Source organism: Cytobacillus luteolus (assembly GCF_017873715.1).
GTDB classification, from domain to species: Bacteria; Bacillota; Bacilli; order Bacillales; family Bacillaceae_L; genus Bacillus_BV; species Bacillus_BV luteola.
This window is the reverse complement of sequence record NZ_JAGGKM010000003.1, coordinates 418,820-433,842: the sequence shown is the minus strand read 5'-3', so window position 1 is coordinate 433,842 and position 15,023 is coordinate 418,820. Positions and strand designations below refer to the sequence as shown.

Here is a 15,023-nt window from a genome sequence, read left to right as displayed (position 1 = left end):
TAGAAAATAAAAATAACCTTTATCGGTAGGATAAAGGCTTAGAAATTATATTGAATTTAAGGTCTGTTTTACCATTTATAAATCCAAAAAGACTCTTTTTTAAGCCAGCCCATAATATCTGAGTCAGCAGAATTAAGATTATCTTTCATGCGTGATAACAGCCCTTCTGTTTGAGAGCGGTGCGCCTCCATGGCAGCAATTTTAGTATCTAATACATCAGATACATCAACGACTACATCCGGTTTGCCTAACACTTCAAAAACATCTTTTGTAATCGCTTTACAATACACAGTCGGTCTCTTTTGTGCAGGTATTCTTGATAATGCATCAATCACAGCTGCCCCAGTTGCATCATGATCAGGATGAACACCATGTCCTGGATAAAAAGTAATAACCAAAGAAGGATTAATTTCGTTTATAATCTCCTCAACGGAAGAGCTTAATTTACCTTCTTCTTCGAATTCTAATGTTTTATCTCTAAAACCAAGCATTCGCAAATCTTGAATACCCATTACTTTACAAGCATCTTCAAGCTCTTTTTTTCGTATCCCTGGTAATGTTTCACGGTTAGCAAAAAAAGGTTTACCCATGTTTCTTCCCATTTCACCTAATGTCGCGCAAGCATAGGTTACCGGTACACCTTGTTTTGTTTGCTTGACAATAAAGCCTGCTGTCCCAAATGCTTCATCATCAGGGTGTGGAAAAACCATTAAAATGTGACGTTCCATCTAAAAGTACCTCCCTTTTATCGTTAAAATGGATTAGGACTTAATTGTAATGACACCGTAAGTCTGCCTTCGCTATCATGTCCGGTTAAAAGTAATCTTCCTTTATCATCAAACTCCCAATCAGTTACCCCTTCAGCATAGATCCACCCAAGATCCATCTTAAGACCAACTCGATAAGGGCCGTCTCCAGTAATTTTTCCGTGGTTATAAATAACTTTTGCATTTCGTATGTATGCACCAACAGCTACTTGAGAATCATCATTATGTGCAGCATAGGCACCCTTTGTCGTTTCAAGGTGAATGTATAATTCCTGATTAACTAAGCCGTTTAATGTTGCTTGTACTTCGTAAACATCAATTGCTTTCAAAGCCATTCCCCCATTCTTTTCTGTTTCATTTTACAACCTTTTTTGATGAACTTCCATAAATACGATTTCTTAATTTACCTCATAGGATTGACTGATGCACTTAATAAGAAAATAACTTGAATTGAGCTTTATTAAAGGTACCGATAAGTGCACCTGGTTGGAAATAACTTGAATTGAGCTGCTTCAAAGATACCTATTAGTGCACCTCATTGGAAATAAGTTGAATTGAGCTGCTCCAAAGCTACTGATTAGTGCACCTCATTGGAAATAGCTTGAATTCAGCTGCTTCAAAGGTACCGATTAGTGCACCTGGTTGGAAATAACTTGAATTGAGCTGCTTCAAAGGTACTGATTAGGCACCGTGAACCCCATGGAAAAAAACAACAATACATACAAATATTTGGTATAGTTTTCCTTTAACAAGGAAAAAATATTGTTAATGTTTGTATATACGGAGGGCAAAAACAAGTGGACTTAAAAGAAAATATGGTATTTGATATTACAAAAAAGTTTGTACCTAATTTTTGTAAAGCTAAAACATTAAAGATTCTCAACGTTAATCAGTCAACAGTCTGTATTGAGATGGAAGAAGCAAGAAGTAGAGGCGTTTTCCCTCTTCAGCAATTTCACTCCCTTATTCGCACTGGGGCCCTTATCTACAACGAAAACATATTAAATGATAATCATGAAGATACTGCGTGATACATTAACAATCAGTGGGTAAAACCTACTGATTGTTTTTATGTTACTTTTGGCATTTTAGACAAAAGAACATTTTTCGAGAAGAGATTATTTCTTTCTTGATTTGTTCTTTACATCTAGGACAAGGTTCACCTTCACGGTCATATACCATACAGTTATCGTTATAACCACCGGTTAAACTGTCTGAATTGAAAAGCTTCATCTCCATATAACCACCTAATCGTATGGCCTCTTTTAGCACACTTTGAATCGAAGTGTATAAGGATTTAACTTCCGAACCCTCTAGCTTATTAAATTTCCTGGTAGGCAATAACCTTGCATAAAAGCAAATCTCGTCTGAGTAACAATTTCCGATTCCTGCAATGAACTGTTGATTAACAAGAGTTGTCTTTAGCATTCCCTTTTTTGATAAAACAAGCTCTTCAAAACGCTGGTATGTAAATTCCTCACTTAAAGGATCTGGACCAAGGTCAGCTAGTTCAACTTTTAGGTTAGTTTGGTTGTATAAATGAAGATACCCTAATCTTAAGCCTATAAAATATAAACGATTTTTTTCAAATACAAGTTCAATTTGCTTGGTTCTGTCTGGACTGTCTTGTTCGTTACCTATATACATTAACCCACCTAACATTAAGTGAAGTAATAGACTTTTACCATTATCTAAACGAAAAATGAGTTGTTTGGCAGCCCTCTCAACTTCGATTATTCTTGTGCCAGTCACATCACTTATAAATTGAGAAACTGGGACATTGATCGATTTTTCTCTATTAATAACTACATCCTTAATCAACATCCCTTTTAACTTCTCATTCAACAAATTCTTATAAGTTTCCATTTCAGGCAGTTCAGGCATCCTATCCCTCTTTTCTTACGTAAAATTATTCTTAGCATAGTCTTATTTCGTAGTATCATGTATTGTTTTCATAATTCTTCCTAAATGAGGCAATATTATTACTAAATAGATAAGGAGGAGTGTTTCAAATGTCAGAAACAACCTTACATATAAAAGGAATGACTTGTGAGAAGTGTGTAGAAGCTATTGAAAATTCTCTATTAGCGATAAATGGCGTTGAAAGAGCTTTAGTTGACTTAAATGAAGAAACGGCGGTTGTACAATATGATCAAAATCAAGTGAAAGAACAACAACTTAAAGACGCCGTCCAAAACACAGGTTATCAACTAGGCCAATAATTTAAAAAGGCTGCCCCATAATCTTCCAAGGACAGCCTTTATGTGCTATGAATTTAGCGAGATTGCTTTATTTGCAAGTTTTATATCGTTAGCTAAAAGCTTTGACAAATCATAAGAAGGGTAATAATCCCTTTCATACATGTAGTTATACACAGATGCATGTAATTTAATCGCTACTTGAAGCTGTTTTGTTAAAACATCCCTAAGTATAGGAGTGGCTGTTTCCGTGATAGCTATGGCATAATTTCTTACTGCAGTTTTCGCAAAAGCTAACAGGTCTCCAGAATAAAATGCCTTATCATAGGCTCTCCAATCATCAAGGTTCTCACGGGCATCTGGAGCCATAGGATAAAATTTTAATAATTCCTTTAAATTTTGTTCAAGTTGTGCAATAGTTGTGATATACAATTTTTGAAGAGTAGGACATTCTACCTCGTTTACAAATTTCTTTAATTTCATTAACCCTACCGATTGAAAGACAACTAATTCGTGTAGTTCTAATGTTTCATGCCAAGCTAAATGATTATGATCCATCTTGATCCTCCTAGATTTTATTCAACATACCTTATTCATATAAAAGCCGATAGGTTAATGTCTAAATAATAAATGGGCTCCAACATTTTATTTACTAAATAAAGGATGAGCATAGATGCAAATGGAATCGAATGAAGAACTAAAAGTAAAGCTTGTGGAAATTGTTAGATGGGAAAAGGATCAAAAGGATCTGTGGTTTTGGGAAAAATTAAGTAGACTCCCCTTTAAGATTATTGATAAAGTGACACCGAAATTTATCCACGATAAACTTGGCGCGGCTATCGACGAACTAGGAAATTATATTCAAACAGGTGGGCAGTATTTGGTTAACCAAGATCAATTCCTAAAGAGGTTTGATAAGAAAACACCTCAACAGTTGCTCACGCTTCAGGATGTTCAGTCACTTCCTCTTAACGTAATGGATGATGTCGCAAGAGGTATCGGTGAATCCCGTACAACGATTGCTGGAATACAAGGAGCAACAACAGGAATCGGTGGAATCTTTACATTGGCTATTGATATCCCGGTATTATTAGGACTATCCCTAAAAACGTTACAAGAAATTGCGATGTGTTATGGCTATGATCCAGATGATAAGCAAGAGCGAATCTTCATAGTTAAATGTCTTCAATTTGCTTCGTCAGATATCGTTGGAAAGCAAACAATATTAGAAGATTTAGAAACTTTTTCAAAAGGAAATAACCATGCTCACGTTTTCTCGGAGATTCAAGGATGGCGTGAAGTAGTAACAACCTATCGTGATAACTTTGGCTGGAAGAAGCTATTTCAATTAGTCCCAATTGCAGGAATAATCTTCGGTGCTCTAGTCAACAAATCAATGATTCAGGACATCGCTGAAGTGGGAATGATGTTATACAGAAAACGAAAAATTCAAGAGAGACTAGCTGAACAACCAATTTCTTGAATTGGCAAATTAACTAATTGAATTTGAAGAGTGGATTTGAGCGGAAGGCACTTGACTCCTGCGGGAGATAGAGGAAAGGTCGAGACCCCACAGACGGAACGTTGAGGAGGCTCGACTTCCTCCCCGCGGAAAGCAAGTGCCTGCAGCACAAAGGAACGGTCTATATTCGAATTGGACGTTCAATATACTTTCTTAATAAGAAGAGAACATGTCCTCAATCTCAGACATGTTCTCTATTTTTATTACTTTTTATTAACTTGTCTACCACTTTTCTTCTGGCTTTGGTGATCGCTATTTCCTACTTGAACATCTGATCCAAGTTCCACATCATTTCTTCCTTTTTGCATAGCAATTTGCTGGCCATTCTGATTTGGATTGGATGTACCTTGTTTAGACATTCCATTCGCCTCCTATATAATAGTCTCTTTACTAATTTGCACAAGGAGACTTGTTTTCACTCAAACAAATGTGATAAATATCATATCTACCTTTTCAATAGTTCGATATCATTTAGTTATGTAATAAAGAACACGGGAGGGTTATGACTATGCTATCTACGACAATTTTATATAATAAAGATAAAGCTAACAAAATTAATGAAATACTAGAGGATCATCAGTTTTTTAATAAAGCTGACAACTCATTCTCTTACCGTACAGAGAACTTTAAAGAACTAGCCACTGCAATAAATGATGAGGCTACAACGGCCCTTACCATCCTTTACGCTGGAACACTGACATTCAAGGAATATGAGCTTTTACATCACCTAATCCTTTCAGTAAATGCAGGCATTAACGGTAAGATTGACGATTCAAAAAGCTTGCTAGGCTATCTTGAAAATGGAGAACCAGCCTATATTATCACGAATTGGGATAACTGGACGGTGTTTTTAAATAGAGCAAAACATGTATCAATGGAGGGCCAAAAGGTAAAGGTCTATAATGAGATAGGATTAGAAGTTGCATCTGGACTCCTCGTTGGTTATGAAACAGACCAAACAAACCAAGAACAATTTATAATTACTAGCTGTACACTTGTAACACTATTTGGAGAAAGAACGTATACAGGTAAACAATTAGCCATTGAACCAACCGGAGAGATGTAACACACCAAAAAAATGCAGTAGAGGCCACTCTACTGCATTTTTTCAATTTCATCTTGTAGTTGTTTTGTTCTCTTTGAATTTCCTTCAGCAAAATTACGTAAACGAAGCTTTAACTCTTCATCATCATGTATGCGTTCAGCAGCAAGGATATATCCACGCATTAATTCATTTTCTACTTCGTATGAACTTTCTAGAACCTCTTTTAATTCCGTATCTGTATACGTATCATCTTTAGAATAATCTCGATCATAATCACGCTCATGATCCATGCTTCTCACCTACTTTCACTACTTAAGTTCTACTACTTTAATTAAAATATTCCCTTTGCTAAACATAAAAAAGCCACTTTATTAGGTGGCTTTTTGGGGATATAGTTATTTTTTATACTCTTCTTTTTTCCAAAGAATAAATGTTATATATGCAATAATTGCTGACAGTACTCCGACTATTGTAAATTTGTATACATCCTCATATTCTTTCCCAAAATAAGATTCTGCTGTCAATTGAATCATAACAACATTTGTTGCAAGCGTTATAAAAATGATGATCCAGTATATTTTTTTATCCATGACGGATCTTCCTTCCTACCGCGTAAATCACATCATCGATAACTTCAAGCTCGATTAATGGTAATTCACGTTGTGGAGGACCAGCCATTGGATGACCAGTTGATACGTTGAAGTATCCTTTATGACACGGGCAAAGCAGTACGTCTTTTGTACTTTCATAAAAAACTGGACATGATAAATGAGTACATTTACTATTATATGCCTTTAATTGACCATTCTTTGTATGAACCAGCAAGGCCATGTCATCTTCAGTTGGATAACCAAATTTAAAGGATTCACCCTTTGGGACATCGGATAATTTAGCAATTTCTACACGATTCACGTCTTTGGCACCGTCGTCCATCATTGCTTTAATCGAGAACGGTAATGTTGCAAGTCCCAATGTTACCGAAGCACCTACAGTTGCTTTTAAAAATGAACGACGGTTATATTTTACATCATCTTGTCGGTTTAAATTATCGACCAAATTTATCATATCGTCATTAGAATCTTTTTTATTACGACCAATCTTTTTGTTATTTTCATCCATGGTTAATACTCCTTCCTCTACAGAACTCTAGTCTAATCTGAATATACCCCAAAGAATTCAGGTACATACTGCCACTTATTCCCCTCTTGTGGTTTTTTACCTTCAACTAAGTTCATTTGAGTTCTGCGACGGCGTAGAGCCTGCATTTCTTCAAAATCGATAAATCGAATAGCATCACTTGGACAAACAGATGCACACATTGGTGCAATGTCATATTTTGAACGGTCATAACACATATCACATTTATACATCTTATTCTCTTCAAAATCGAACTTAGGAATACCAAAAGGACATCCGAATGTACAGTTACGGCAACCGATACACTTTTCTTCCATTGCAGAAAGAACGACACCCTCTTCAGTTATTTGGATTGCATTAGCTGGGCATACACGGGCACAAGCAGGATCCTTACATTGCATACACATCATTGGAAACGTTTGTCTGCTTTCCATGAAGTCTACATATTCTACATAGTTACGTTCTTTCGCATCATGGTCTCCACATTCACGACAGGCTGCTTGACATGAGCGACATCCGATACACCTTTCGAATTCTAAATACATAATCTTGTTCATCTATTAGTCTCCCCTTCTGAGTTTTAAGCCTTCTGTAGTTTCACTGCGCACACTTTAAATTCCGGCATTCTTGAAACTGGGTCTAAAGCAGGATTCGTTAATTTATTTACTGATAATTCTTTGCCCCAGTGGTATGGTATAAAGACTGTGTCTTTGCGAATGGCTTTTGTTAGCTTAACATCTACTGTCATTGTTGATCTTGGTGTTGTAAGTCTAACTTTGTCTCCATTTGAGAGATTATATTGACTAGCAAGTTCAGGATGCATTTCCGCATAAGGTACCGGACATTGCTCCATTAGGAAATCTACACGTCTAGTTTGTGTTCCTGATAAATAGTGGAATACAACACGACCTGTTGTTAAAATGTGTGGGAATTCCTTTGTAGGATTTTCATCAGGTTCTTTCCAGTCAACAACAGCGAGATTGGCTTTTCCATTTTCAGTTGCGAATTTTTCTTTAAACATTGTCGGTGTTCCTGGGTGGTCTTCTGATGGACATGGCCAGAACACACCATCTTCTTTATCAATTCGATCCCAAGTAATTCCGTAATAATCTGCTTTGCCACCCTTTGTTGCAATACGGAATTCTTCGAAGATTTCACTTGCATTTTTATAAGGGAAATGTTTTCCTTTCCCCATACGCTCAGCTATTAAACTCAATATTTCCCAGTCAGTTTTTGATTCACCTAGTGGTTCTCTAACTTTACGAATATGAATAACGCGTCCTTCGAGATTCGTCGTTGTTCCTTCATCTTCAGCCCAACTTGTTGCAGGTAATATAACATCTGCAAATTCTGCTGTTTCAGATAGGAAGAAATCACTTACTACAAGGAAATCTAATTTTTTAAAGCCTTCCCAGATATACTCAACATTTGGTGCAGATACAGCTGGATTACTACAAATAACATGCATCGCACGGATATTCTCATTTTGAATTTCATCAAACATTTCATAAGCTGAAACACCTGGCTTTGGCATATCTTCAGGGTCAATTCCCCATACACTTGAGATATATTTTACTGCTTCAGGATCTGTAATTTTACGGTATCCTGGTAATAGATCTGATTTTTGACCATGCTCACGACCACCTTGACCGTTTCCTTGACCTGTAAAAGTTGCAACACCTGATGCAAACTTTCCAACCTGACCACGAAGTAGTGCCATAGAGGTATAAAGTGTAACATTGTCTACACCCTTTGATTGTTGCTCAACTCCACGAGCAAACATGACAACAGAGCGCCTGGACATTCCAAAAATATGAGCAGCTTTTTCGATTTTTTCAATAGATACACCTGTAATTTGTGATGTATAATCTGGAGTCCAATGTTTTACCGACTCTTTTAATTCCTCATAATTGTTACAACGGTTTTGAACATACTCTTCATCTACATAGCCTTCTTTGACTAGAATGTGCATAATTCCATTAGCTAGGGCTGAGTCTGTTCCTGGTTTTAAATCTAAGTGAACATCAGCTACCCTTGCAGTTGGAGTTTCACGAGGATCGGCTACGATTAATTTAGCGCCTTTGTCTTTTGCTCTCCAGAACCACTGAATACTTGTAGGATGACATTCAGCCGTATTTGAGCCTGCGATAAAGAAGCAATCAGAATGCTCTAATTCAGTCCAAGGTAATGTTGATCCACGGTCCATACCGAATGTTTTTAGGAAACCTCCTGCAGCAGAACTCATACAGAAACGACCATTATAATCGATATAACGAGTTCCTAATGCAACACGTGCATATTTCCCAACTAAATAACATTTTTCATTTGTCATCGAAACGCCACCGAATACACTAACTGCATCTTTACCATGATCTTTTTGAATTCGCTTGAAATTCTCTTCAATTAAGTCTAGTGCTTCTTCCCAACTAGATTCTACAAATTCACCATTTTTCTTAATTAGTGGCTTTAAGATACGATCCTTATGCTCAACAGTTTGATAGGCTGTTACACCTTTAGGGCACATTTTCCCCATTGTAACCGGCCAATCATAGCGAGGTTCAACTCCAACTACACTTCCTGTTTTTTCATTCACTCTTATATGCATCCCACACTGCATACCGCAATAGCAGCAGTGTGTAGTTATTAATTTTTCACCAGGTTTAATTAAGTTTTTCACGCCGTCTTTTACTAAATATTGACTCATAGTTGTTCCCCCTCGACTATTTAACTATTTTTTCTTTTTCATCTTTTTTTGGTAATTTATAAAATTCTTCAGATCTTTGCTTTCCAAAACCTGAGATGTGTATATCGTTCATCGTGCTAATCGGCCCGTATGGATTCCCTATCGGTGTTTCCATATTCATTTGTTTCATTGCACGGATTCGTCTTCTACAGCCTGGGCAGTAGTCTGCAAGATATGAACCGTCATCTAATTTCAAGTCAAAGCTTTGTTCAGCCAAAATTGTTTTTACATCCGAAATTTGATCATCACTACTGTAATTTGTTCCGCATTTCTTACATGCCCTCGTATCAACTTTAAGAACTTCCTGATAGTTCATAGGAACAGCAGCTGCTAACGGTCTAATTGGTAAGTGAAACAGCTTTCCGAAAGGGAAATAAATAAGCATAACAACTACTGTTACGTGATGAACTAGTGCCATTGGGTGGTGCATCCAACCATCTAAAAACTTATAAGATACCGTTAGTAACAAGCCAGATACTGTCACAGCTAAGAGAATAATTAACGGTAATATATCAAATTCAAATCGTTGCGTTACTCGAACATCAGGATCCGTCATTCTTCTAAATAACGCCATCGCAAGTCCTAAAAGTAATAGCAGAGAGAAAATGTTTAGCGCGTTATATGTCATTGAAGCAAGTAAGCCATTAGGGTGCAATGTAATTGTAGGAATGTTGAAAACCACCATTTGGTATAGTTCAGGTGTGACTAGATCAAATCTTACCCATCCAAAAACTAACCCAAAAGTAACAGCAAATGACCCAATACAGCCCCATGCAATCAACCAGTGCTGAATACCTCGATAAATACCGCGTTTAAAAATAAACTTTTGTAGAAAGATGTTGTTAATTGCAGTTAGTAAAATAGATTTCCAATTTCGTTTAAAGCGCTCAAGCGATTTTAAATTTATTAAACTTCTTTTCACCATTCTATTAGTAGCTGTTCTATACATCCAAAACGCCATACGAATGGATAGTCCAATAGCGAAAATAAGCGAACCGATGATATACCCCATCTGAGTCGGTTTTAAGTATTTTAAGCCGTCGGTAGCTATCCACATCGATAAAAGCAATCCAAGAACGACTAAGAATGAATACATGCTTGCTTTTGAGTAAAACGAACGTTCTAGCTGTTTCATAATGCTCACTCCATTTTTAAAAATAATTTTATTTCGTTTTTACGTTTTCAACACGTATAAGTTGTTTTCATATGTTCATTGTAAAGGACGTAGATTTATAAGACTGTGAAGTACGTCACAGTAAATTTGTCGATTCAGTGAAGAGTGATTTACTGTAGAAAAAAAGACAAAAAAAAGACTACTGATCTGCTAAATCAGTAGCCTATTGTTGAAAGTTTATAGGGAAGTTTTTATTAATGAGCTTTTCGGTGTTATGTAAATTATGTAAGATTTTGGCCCGGGACTTAGAAGTACTAACATTGATTCCTTTGCTACGAAGTTGTAAGACAAGTTCTTTAATACCTTTCCGACGAATCTTATCCATACTAATCAGCTCCTTTAAAAGAATCATATCATTTTTCAAGTCATTTTGAACTACCTTTTTTCGAAATTAGTACGAAACTACTGAGAATAGTATGGATTACTAGTCAGTCTCTAAATACCTTTGACCTTTTCAAAATATTCTTCCAAGGTGATATCATTTTCATAAATTACTTTCGCAATCTCTTTACCTACATAACGAAGGTGCCATGGCTCATACTGATATCCTGTAATTTCTTCTTTTCCTTTTTGATAACGTACAATATATCCAAATAAATGAGCATTTTCTTGGATCCACTTGCCTTCAGGAGTATCCCCGAATTGCTCCTCAAGTAAAAAGCCTGCACTTCTACTTGTTACATCCATAGCCAAACCAGTTTGGTGCTCACTCTGACCAGGTAAGGCTACTGCATGCATAGCCATTTCTTCTCCTACTTTTCGAACTTGACTGTCGAATATATAAGCTTGTGTTTCGTATGCCCTATATCCAGAGACCGCAAACAAGTATATACCTTCACTGTCGGCTTTAGCAAACATCTCCTCAAGTGCTATAGCTGCTTCCTTGCGGATATATCTTTTAGGAACATCTTCATCTCCAAAAGAAAAACGAACATTTGGAGCTACCATGCCTTCTGGTATATATGAAGATGGTAGGCTATGCTCTTTATTTACAAGGGCGAGTAAATTTTCAGGATTTAGAATTACTAACAATCCATCTTGTTCTTCGACTTTATTAAAATACACTTCCTCAAGGACCCAATCGCTATTTTGTGGCGTATCAGGAGATTGTTGTTCCATTTCTTCTTCGTTCGATGAATCTTTATCAACTACTTTAGGTTCATTATTGTCAGTTTTTGCTTTAGGATCTGTATTTTCTTTTTGTTCATTTGAGTTATTTTCCGTCTCGCTTGCATTTTCAGGTGGAAGATTGTTGTTTGAATTCTTACATCCAACCAAAAGTATAAACAGAACCATAAGAGAAACAATGATTATTCGATTTGACTTTATAAACATGGCTCCACCCTTCTATTTCTTGATGTTAGTTTCATGAACAAACTATCCACTATTTATTTTACCATTTTAAGAATAACTTGTCCTATATGGAAGAGATTTATAATTGTTTGGGTAAGGTTTGTGTTTACGTGACTTTTTACGTTACCTCATTTCCCAATATCCGTCATTTCCCAGCACGTAAATCCTTTTACGTTACCTCATTTCCCAATATCCATCATTTCCCGACACATAAATCCTTTTATGTGACCTCATTTCCCAATATCCGTCATTTCCCAGCACGTAAATCCTTTTATGTGACCTCATTTCCCAAAATCCGTCATTTCCCGGCACGTAAATCCTTTTACGTTACCTCATTTCCCAATATCCGTCATTTCCCGGCACGTAAATTTGGTAACAGCACTTCACTGATCCTAGAACAATAATAACCCCACACTATCAAAAAACACAAAAACCCCAAGTCTCCACAACTCAGGGTTCCCTCTACTATTTTGCAATTGCCGCATCCAATGCTACTTCAATCATATCATTGAAGGTCATTTGTCTTTCTTCTGCTGTTGTTTCTTCACCAGTTAGTATATGGTCACTTACTGTAAGAACAGATAAAGCTTGGCGGTCAAATTTAGCTGCTAAAGTATAAAGGGCAGCTGTTTCCATCTCAATCGCTAAGATACCATAATTAGCCCATTTCTCAAGTTCAGCATTGTCATTATAAAACATATCTGCTGTGAAGACATTACCTACTTTTAAGTTTAACCCTTTTTGAACCCCTGCATCATACGCTTTCTTTAATAATGGGAAGGATGCAGTTGGAGCATAGTCAACTCCTCCGAAAGTAAGGCGGTTCATTTGTGAATCTGTTGAGGCACTCATCGCAATAATCACATCTCGTACTTTTACATCTTTTTGAATAGCACCACATGTTCCTACACGGATAAGATTTTGTACCCCATAACTTTGCATTAATTCATTTATGTAGATAGAAATTGAAGGAACACCCATTCCAGTTCCTTGTACTGAAATTCTCTCACCTTTATATGTCCCAGTAAAACCAAGCATTCCACGTACTTCATTATAACAAGTTGCACCTTCTAAAAACGTTTCTGCTATATATTTTGCACGAAGTGGATCTCCTGGTAATAAAATCGTTTCCGCTATTTCATTTTGTTTAGCACCAATATGTACACTCATAATGAACCTCCAGTTAAATCTTTTTTATAGTATTGACTACAATTAAACAATATAGCATACTTTTTTGTTCATTTGAAACAAGTAGTTGTTTAATATAGGAACTTTCACCATATAAATGAAAAATAATAACCAATCAAACAGGAGATATTATAGAAGAAGAATTGTTAAGGAGGAAATCATCATGGGAAAAAAGCATCGCGCAAGAATTAATAGTCCTAAAAAGAATAACCATATTCCCCCCGAAGTAATAGAGGCTGAACATATTGCCCACGATAAAGAATACTCTGCAAGTGGAAGAAAAAATGGTCCAGGGCATAATAAATAAGCTAAACTAAAAACCCTTTTTTAGGGTTTTTAGTGTTGTGTTAAGAAGGATCTACTTCATCATAAGATAATTTAGTTACCTGAGTAAATTCACCTTTATCTTTTTCCTGCTTAGATGCTGAACGTTCTAACTCTTCATCATCATCAATTCCAGGTGCAACAGAAGGTATGTTTTGTTTTTTATCCATTCATCATCGACTCCTTTCAAAGTATAAATTTTCCGTCTACTCAACAAATTATGCAGCTTACTCTATTAATCACGTTTACAGATCTACCTAAGAATCACTCGGTTTACTTTCTGCCAGCCACCGACACATAACTTGTAATAGGTTTGCCCCTTTCTTCCTTCATCAAACAAAAGAATATCACCTGTGTTTAAATAGCGAGCTTGATAATCTTTAGGGATTAAATCATTTACATTAAACATGCGAAATACGTTTTTAATTGCATCTTTATGATTAATTCCTTCTATAGTTACACGGTATACCTGTCTATACCCTTTCAATTCACCATACTTCGGAGTCTGAAAAATGGTTATATCGTATTGCACTTTTTCTCTTGTTTTAAAAAATAGCATTTTATGTACCACTGGTATCCCCGCCTTATCCAGAGTTACCCTATTATTTAGACCTATCCTCTGTCGATTCCTTTCTCACAATTCCTCTTCTTTTGTCGAAACACCTTAACTTCGTAAAAAGCTACAAAAGTACTAGAATCTACACTTTAAAATTCCATAAAAAAGACTTGAGCATTTAATAGCTCAAGTCACATATTATTAACTATATCGGTTTATGATTGAATGAATTTTATCCTTTAACTGAGGAAGATCCGTTGTCGAAACAGTGAAGCGTACTAAAGATTCATCCATTTCTAGCGCTTCAGCTAAAAAGCTTCCTAGTCCGCGAGCTCGTCGATCTACTTCCATTAAGACTTCGACTGAGCTGTTTGATTGCGGGAAAAATACAAGCTCTAACTCGTCAAGCTTTCCACGGAAGCTACCACTCATTGGAACAAATTCAAACTCTTGAATGAATGGCAGTCGTCTTCTAAATTTATACGGTGCCTCTTCACAATCTACTTTTCTTAAACGAAATCCTAAATCGCTAACCGTATCTAACACGGCTGTCATCAACTGAGAAGCTCTAACTTCGATAAAATCTCTGTCTGTTGGGTCAACTGCATTTTTTATATCTAACCCTGTTTGTAACCAAACCCTTGTTTTTCCCATTGTAACAGGAATATCTAATGGTAAAGAATAACTAAATGGGATTTCTTTTTTCTCATTAGCTTCAATTGTAAAGCTTTCAGAAATTCTAAACTTATCAATAATCGCATGTTGATTCATTTTAGAATCATTTCTTTCTTTTATATACGTTGTGTTTAAGGTAATGTATATTTCATCTATTTGCTGAGCGATGTTCCCTCCGGTGATTTCTACAACCCCTTTAATTTCCTCGCCAGCTGTAAATGTTGTTTCATAAAGCTTTGTATCCACTCTTGCCGCTCCAATTCCAACACTTGCAAAAACCTTATTAAATAAAGACATTTCTCTACCCCCAGTACTCAATATACTTACTACATTTATTATAT

At 36.2% G+C, this 15,023-nt stretch carries 22 protein-coding genes; 5 read left to right on the top strand and 17 right to left on the bottom strand.

Annotation, left to right across the window (positions count from 1 at the left end; genetic code table 11):
- Nucleotides 1–68: 68 nt before the first annotated feature.
- Nucleotides 69–728 (bottom strand): bacillithiol biosynthesis deacetylase BshB2, encoded by a 660-nt coding sequence (bshB2, locus tag J2Z26_RS10760; RefSeq protein ID WP_193539167.1) that lies wholly within the window; start codon nt 726–728, stop codon nt 69–71.
- A 23-nt stretch (nt 729–751) separates the two neighbouring features.
- Nucleotides 752–1,096, bottom strand: coding sequence for a YojF family protein (locus tag J2Z26_RS10755; RefSeq protein WP_406565567.1), 345 nt, complete (start codon nt 1,094–1,096; stop codon nt 752–754).
- Nucleotides 1,097–1,564: 468 nt separating this feature from the next.
- On the opposite strand from J2Z26_RS10755, the gene J2Z26_RS10750 reads away from it, so the two are divergent.
- On the top strand, nt 1,565–1,798 hold the full coding sequence (locus J2Z26_RS10750) for a hypothetical protein (protein ID WP_193539171.1): 234 nt from the start codon (nt 1,565–1,567) through the stop codon (nt 1,796–1,798).
- A 43-nt stretch (nt 1,799–1,841) separates the two neighbouring features.
- Here J2Z26_RS10750 and mutM read toward each other — a convergent pair whose 3' ends face one another.
- Nucleotides 1,842–2,651, bottom strand: coding sequence for a DNA-formamidopyrimidine glycosylase (gene mutM / locus J2Z26_RS10745; protein ID WP_193539173.1), 810 nt, complete (start codon nt 2,649–2,651; stop codon nt 1,842–1,844).
- 128 nt (nt 2,652–2,779) lie between these two features.
- On the opposite strand from mutM, the gene J2Z26_RS10740 reads away from it, so the two are divergent.
- Nucleotides 2,780–2,989 carry a heavy-metal-associated domain-containing protein gene (locus J2Z26_RS10740; RefSeq protein WP_193539175.1) on the top strand — a complete coding sequence of 70 codons (210 nt, stop codon included), beginning with the start codon at nt 2,780–2,782 and terminating at the stop codon, nt 2,987–2,989.
- 45 nt (nt 2,990–3,034) lie between these two features.
- Here the strand turns inward: J2Z26_RS10740 and J2Z26_RS10735 are convergent, their stop codons facing one another.
- Nucleotides 3,035–3,523 carry a spore coat protein gene (locus tag J2Z26_RS10735; protein ID WP_193539177.1) on the bottom strand — a complete coding sequence of 163 codons (489 nt, stop codon included), beginning with the start codon at nt 3,521–3,523 and terminating at the stop codon, nt 3,035–3,037.
- A gap of 115 nt (nt 3,524–3,638) precedes the next feature.
- Between J2Z26_RS10735 and J2Z26_RS10730 the strand changes: the two genes are divergently transcribed.
- Nucleotides 3,639–4,448 carry an EcsC family protein gene (locus tag J2Z26_RS10730; RefSeq protein WP_193539179.1) on the top strand — a complete coding sequence of 270 codons (810 nt, stop codon included), beginning with the start codon at nt 3,639–3,641 and terminating at the stop codon, nt 4,446–4,448.
- 242 nt (nt 4,449–4,690) lie between these two features.
- On the opposite strand, the gene J2Z26_RS10725 is transcribed toward J2Z26_RS10730, so the two are convergent.
- Complete coding sequence (locus J2Z26_RS10725; protein WP_193539181.1) at nt 4,691–4,846, bottom strand: hypothetical protein; 156 nt, start codon at nt 4,844–4,846, stop codon at nt 4,691–4,693.
- A 149-nt stretch (nt 4,847–4,995) separates the two neighbouring features.
- Between J2Z26_RS10725 and J2Z26_RS10720 the strand changes: the two genes are divergently transcribed.
- The gene (locus tag J2Z26_RS10720; RefSeq protein WP_193539183.1) at nt 4,996–5,553 is read left to right on the top strand and encodes a hypothetical protein; all 558 of its coding nucleotides are present in this window, start codon (nt 4,996–4,998) and stop codon (nt 5,551–5,553) included.
- 29 nt (nt 5,554–5,582) lie between these two features.
- Here the strand turns inward: J2Z26_RS10720 and J2Z26_RS10715 are convergent, their stop codons facing one another.
- From J2Z26_RS10715 to deoD, 9 genes are all read right to left on the bottom strand, one after another.
- Entirely contained in the window at nt 5,583–5,822 is a 240-nt protein-coding gene (locus tag J2Z26_RS10715) for a hypothetical protein (RefSeq protein ID WP_193539184.1), read from the bottom strand.
- A gap of 105 nt (nt 5,823–5,927) precedes the next feature.
- On the bottom strand, nt 5,928–6,122 hold the full coding sequence (locus tag J2Z26_RS10710; RefSeq protein WP_193539186.1) for a hypothetical protein: 195 nt from the start codon (nt 6,120–6,122) through the stop codon (nt 5,928–5,930).
- On the bottom strand, nt 6,115–6,651 hold the full coding sequence (locus J2Z26_RS10705) for a QcrA and Rieske domain-containing protein (protein ID WP_193539187.1): 537 nt from the start codon (nt 6,649–6,651) through the stop codon (nt 6,115–6,117). Before J2Z26_RS10705 ends, J2Z26_RS10710 begins: the two co-directional genes overlap by 8 nt.
- Nucleotides 6,652–6,683: 32 nt before the next feature.
- Nucleotides 6,684–7,226, bottom strand: a complete 543-nt coding sequence (locus tag J2Z26_RS10700; RefSeq protein ID WP_193539188.1) for a 4Fe-4S dicluster domain-containing protein — start codon at nt 7,224–7,226, stop codon at nt 6,684–6,686.
- A 23-nt stretch (nt 7,227–7,249) separates the two neighbouring features.
- Nucleotides 7,250–9,373 (bottom strand): formate dehydrogenase subunit alpha, encoded by a 2,124-nt coding sequence (gene fdhF / locus J2Z26_RS10695; RefSeq protein WP_193539189.1) that lies wholly within the window; start codon nt 9,371–9,373, stop codon nt 7,250–7,252.
- Nucleotides 9,374–9,389: 16 nt separating this feature from the next.
- Nucleotides 9,390–10,547, bottom strand: a complete 1,158-nt coding sequence (locus J2Z26_RS10690; protein ID WP_193539190.1) for an MFS transporter — start codon at nt 10,545–10,547, stop codon at nt 9,390–9,392.
- A 202-nt stretch (nt 10,548–10,749) separates the two neighbouring features.
- A complete protein-coding gene (locus tag J2Z26_RS10685; protein WP_193539191.1) occupies nt 10,750–10,911 on the bottom strand; it encodes a hypothetical protein in 162 nt (53 codons plus the stop codon).
- 110 nt (nt 10,912–11,021) lie between these two features.
- Nucleotides 11,022–11,921: a M15 family metallopeptidase gene (locus tag J2Z26_RS10680; RefSeq protein WP_193539192.1), complete on the bottom strand. Its 900-nt coding sequence runs from the start codon at nt 11,919–11,921 to the stop codon at nt 11,022–11,024.
- Nucleotides 11,922–12,404: 483 nt separating this feature from the next.
- Nucleotides 12,405–13,109, bottom strand: coding sequence for a purine-nucleoside phosphorylase (gene deoD / locus J2Z26_RS10675; RefSeq protein WP_193539193.1), 705 nt, complete (start codon nt 13,107–13,109; stop codon nt 12,405–12,407).
- A gap of 181 nt (nt 13,110–13,290) precedes the next feature.
- Between deoD and J2Z26_RS10670 the strand changes: the two genes are divergently transcribed.
- Nucleotides 13,291–13,434: a hypothetical protein gene (locus tag J2Z26_RS10670; protein WP_193539194.1), complete on the top strand. Its 144-nt coding sequence runs from the start codon at nt 13,291–13,293 to the stop codon at nt 13,432–13,434.
- Nucleotides 13,435–13,474: 40 nt separating this feature from the next.
- Here J2Z26_RS10670 and J2Z26_RS10665 read toward each other — a convergent pair whose 3' ends face one another.
- From J2Z26_RS10665 to J2Z26_RS10655, 3 genes are all read right to left on the bottom strand, one after another.
- Complete coding sequence (locus tag J2Z26_RS10665) at nt 13,475–13,621, bottom strand: hypothetical protein (protein ID WP_193539195.1); 147 nt, start codon at nt 13,619–13,621, stop codon at nt 13,475–13,477.
- 83 nt (nt 13,622–13,704) lie between these two features.
- Nucleotides 13,705–14,010 (bottom strand): hypothetical protein, encoded by a 306-nt coding sequence (locus J2Z26_RS10660; protein ID WP_193539731.1) that lies wholly within the window; start codon nt 14,008–14,010, stop codon nt 13,705–13,707.
- 198 nt (nt 14,011–14,208) lie between these two features.
- Nucleotides 14,209–14,979, bottom strand: coding sequence for a sporulation protein (locus tag J2Z26_RS10655; RefSeq protein ID WP_193539196.1), 771 nt, complete (start codon nt 14,977–14,979; stop codon nt 14,209–14,211).
- Nucleotides 14,980–15,023: the final 44 nt, after the last annotated feature.

Bases quoted from the DNA above. Each gene is read 5' to 3' on its own strand.
- J2Z26_RS10705 (WP_193539187.1), bottom strand. From the start codon at position 6,651: ATGGATGAAAATAACAAAAAGATTGGTCGTAATAAAAAAGATTCTAAT.
- J2Z26_RS10665 (WP_193539195.1), bottom strand. From the start codon at position 13,621: ATGGATAAAAAACAAAACATACCTTCTGTTGCACCTGGAATTGATGAT.
- J2Z26_RS10710 (WP_193539186.1), bottom strand. From the start codon at position 6,122: ATGGATAAAAAAATATACTGGATCATCATTTTTATAACGCTTGCAACA.
- J2Z26_RS10725 (WP_193539181.1), bottom strand. From the start codon at position 4,846: ATGTCTAAACAAGGTACATCCAATCCAAATCAGAATGGCCAGCAAATT.
- J2Z26_RS10715 (WP_193539184.1), bottom strand. From the start codon at position 5,822: ATGGATCATGAGCGTGATTATGATCGAGATTATTCTAAAGATGATACG.
- J2Z26_RS10690 (WP_193539190.1), bottom strand. From the start codon at position 10,547: ATGAAACAGCTAGAACGTTCGTTTTACTCAAAAGCAAGCATGTATTCA.
- bshB2 (WP_193539167.1), bottom strand. From the start codon at position 728: ATGGAACGTCACATTTTAATGGTTTTTCCACACCCTGATGATGAAGCA.
- J2Z26_RS10670 (WP_193539194.1), top strand. From the start codon at position 13,291: ATGGGAAAAAAGCATCGCGCAAGAATTAATAGTCCTAAAAAGAATAAC.
- J2Z26_RS10730 (WP_193539179.1), top strand. From the start codon at position 3,639: ATGCAAATGGAATCGAATGAAGAACTAAAAGTAAAGCTTGTGGAAATT.
- fdhF (WP_193539189.1), bottom strand. From the start codon at position 9,373: ATGAGTCAATATTTAGTAAAAGACGGCGTGAAAAACTTAATTAAACCT.
- J2Z26_RS10660 (WP_193539731.1), bottom strand. From the start codon at position 14,010: ATGCTATTTTTTAAAACAAGAGAAAAAGTGCAATACGATATAACCATT.
- J2Z26_RS10735 (WP_193539177.1), bottom strand. From the start codon at position 3,523: ATGGATCATAATCATTTAGCTTGGCATGAAACATTAGAACTACACGAA.
- J2Z26_RS10720 (WP_193539183.1), top strand. From the start codon at position 4,996: ATGCTATCTACGACAATTTTATATAATAAAGATAAAGCTAACAAAATT.
- J2Z26_RS10655 (WP_193539196.1), bottom strand. From the start codon at position 14,979: ATGTCTTTATTTAATAAGGTTTTTGCAAGTGTTGGAATTGGAGCGGCA.
- J2Z26_RS10740 (WP_193539175.1), top strand. From the start codon at position 2,780: ATGTCAGAAACAACCTTACATATAAAAGGAATGACTTGTGAGAAGTGT.
- J2Z26_RS10700 (WP_193539188.1), bottom strand. From the start codon at position 7,226: ATGAACAAGATTATGTATTTAGAATTCGAAAGGTGTATCGGATGTCGC.
- mutM (WP_193539173.1), bottom strand. From the start codon at position 2,651: ATGCCTGAACTGCCTGAAATGGAAACTTATAAGAATTTGTTGAATGAG.
- J2Z26_RS10680 (WP_193539192.1), bottom strand. From the start codon at position 11,921: ATGTTTATAAAGTCAAATCGAATAATCATTGTTTCTCTTATGGTTCTG.
- deoD (WP_193539193.1), bottom strand. From the start codon at position 13,109: ATGAGTGTACATATTGGTGCTAAACAAAATGAAATAGCGGAAACGATT.
- J2Z26_RS10685 (WP_193539191.1), bottom strand. From the start codon at position 10,911: ATGGATAAGATTCGTCGGAAAGGTATTAAAGAACTTGTCTTACAACTT.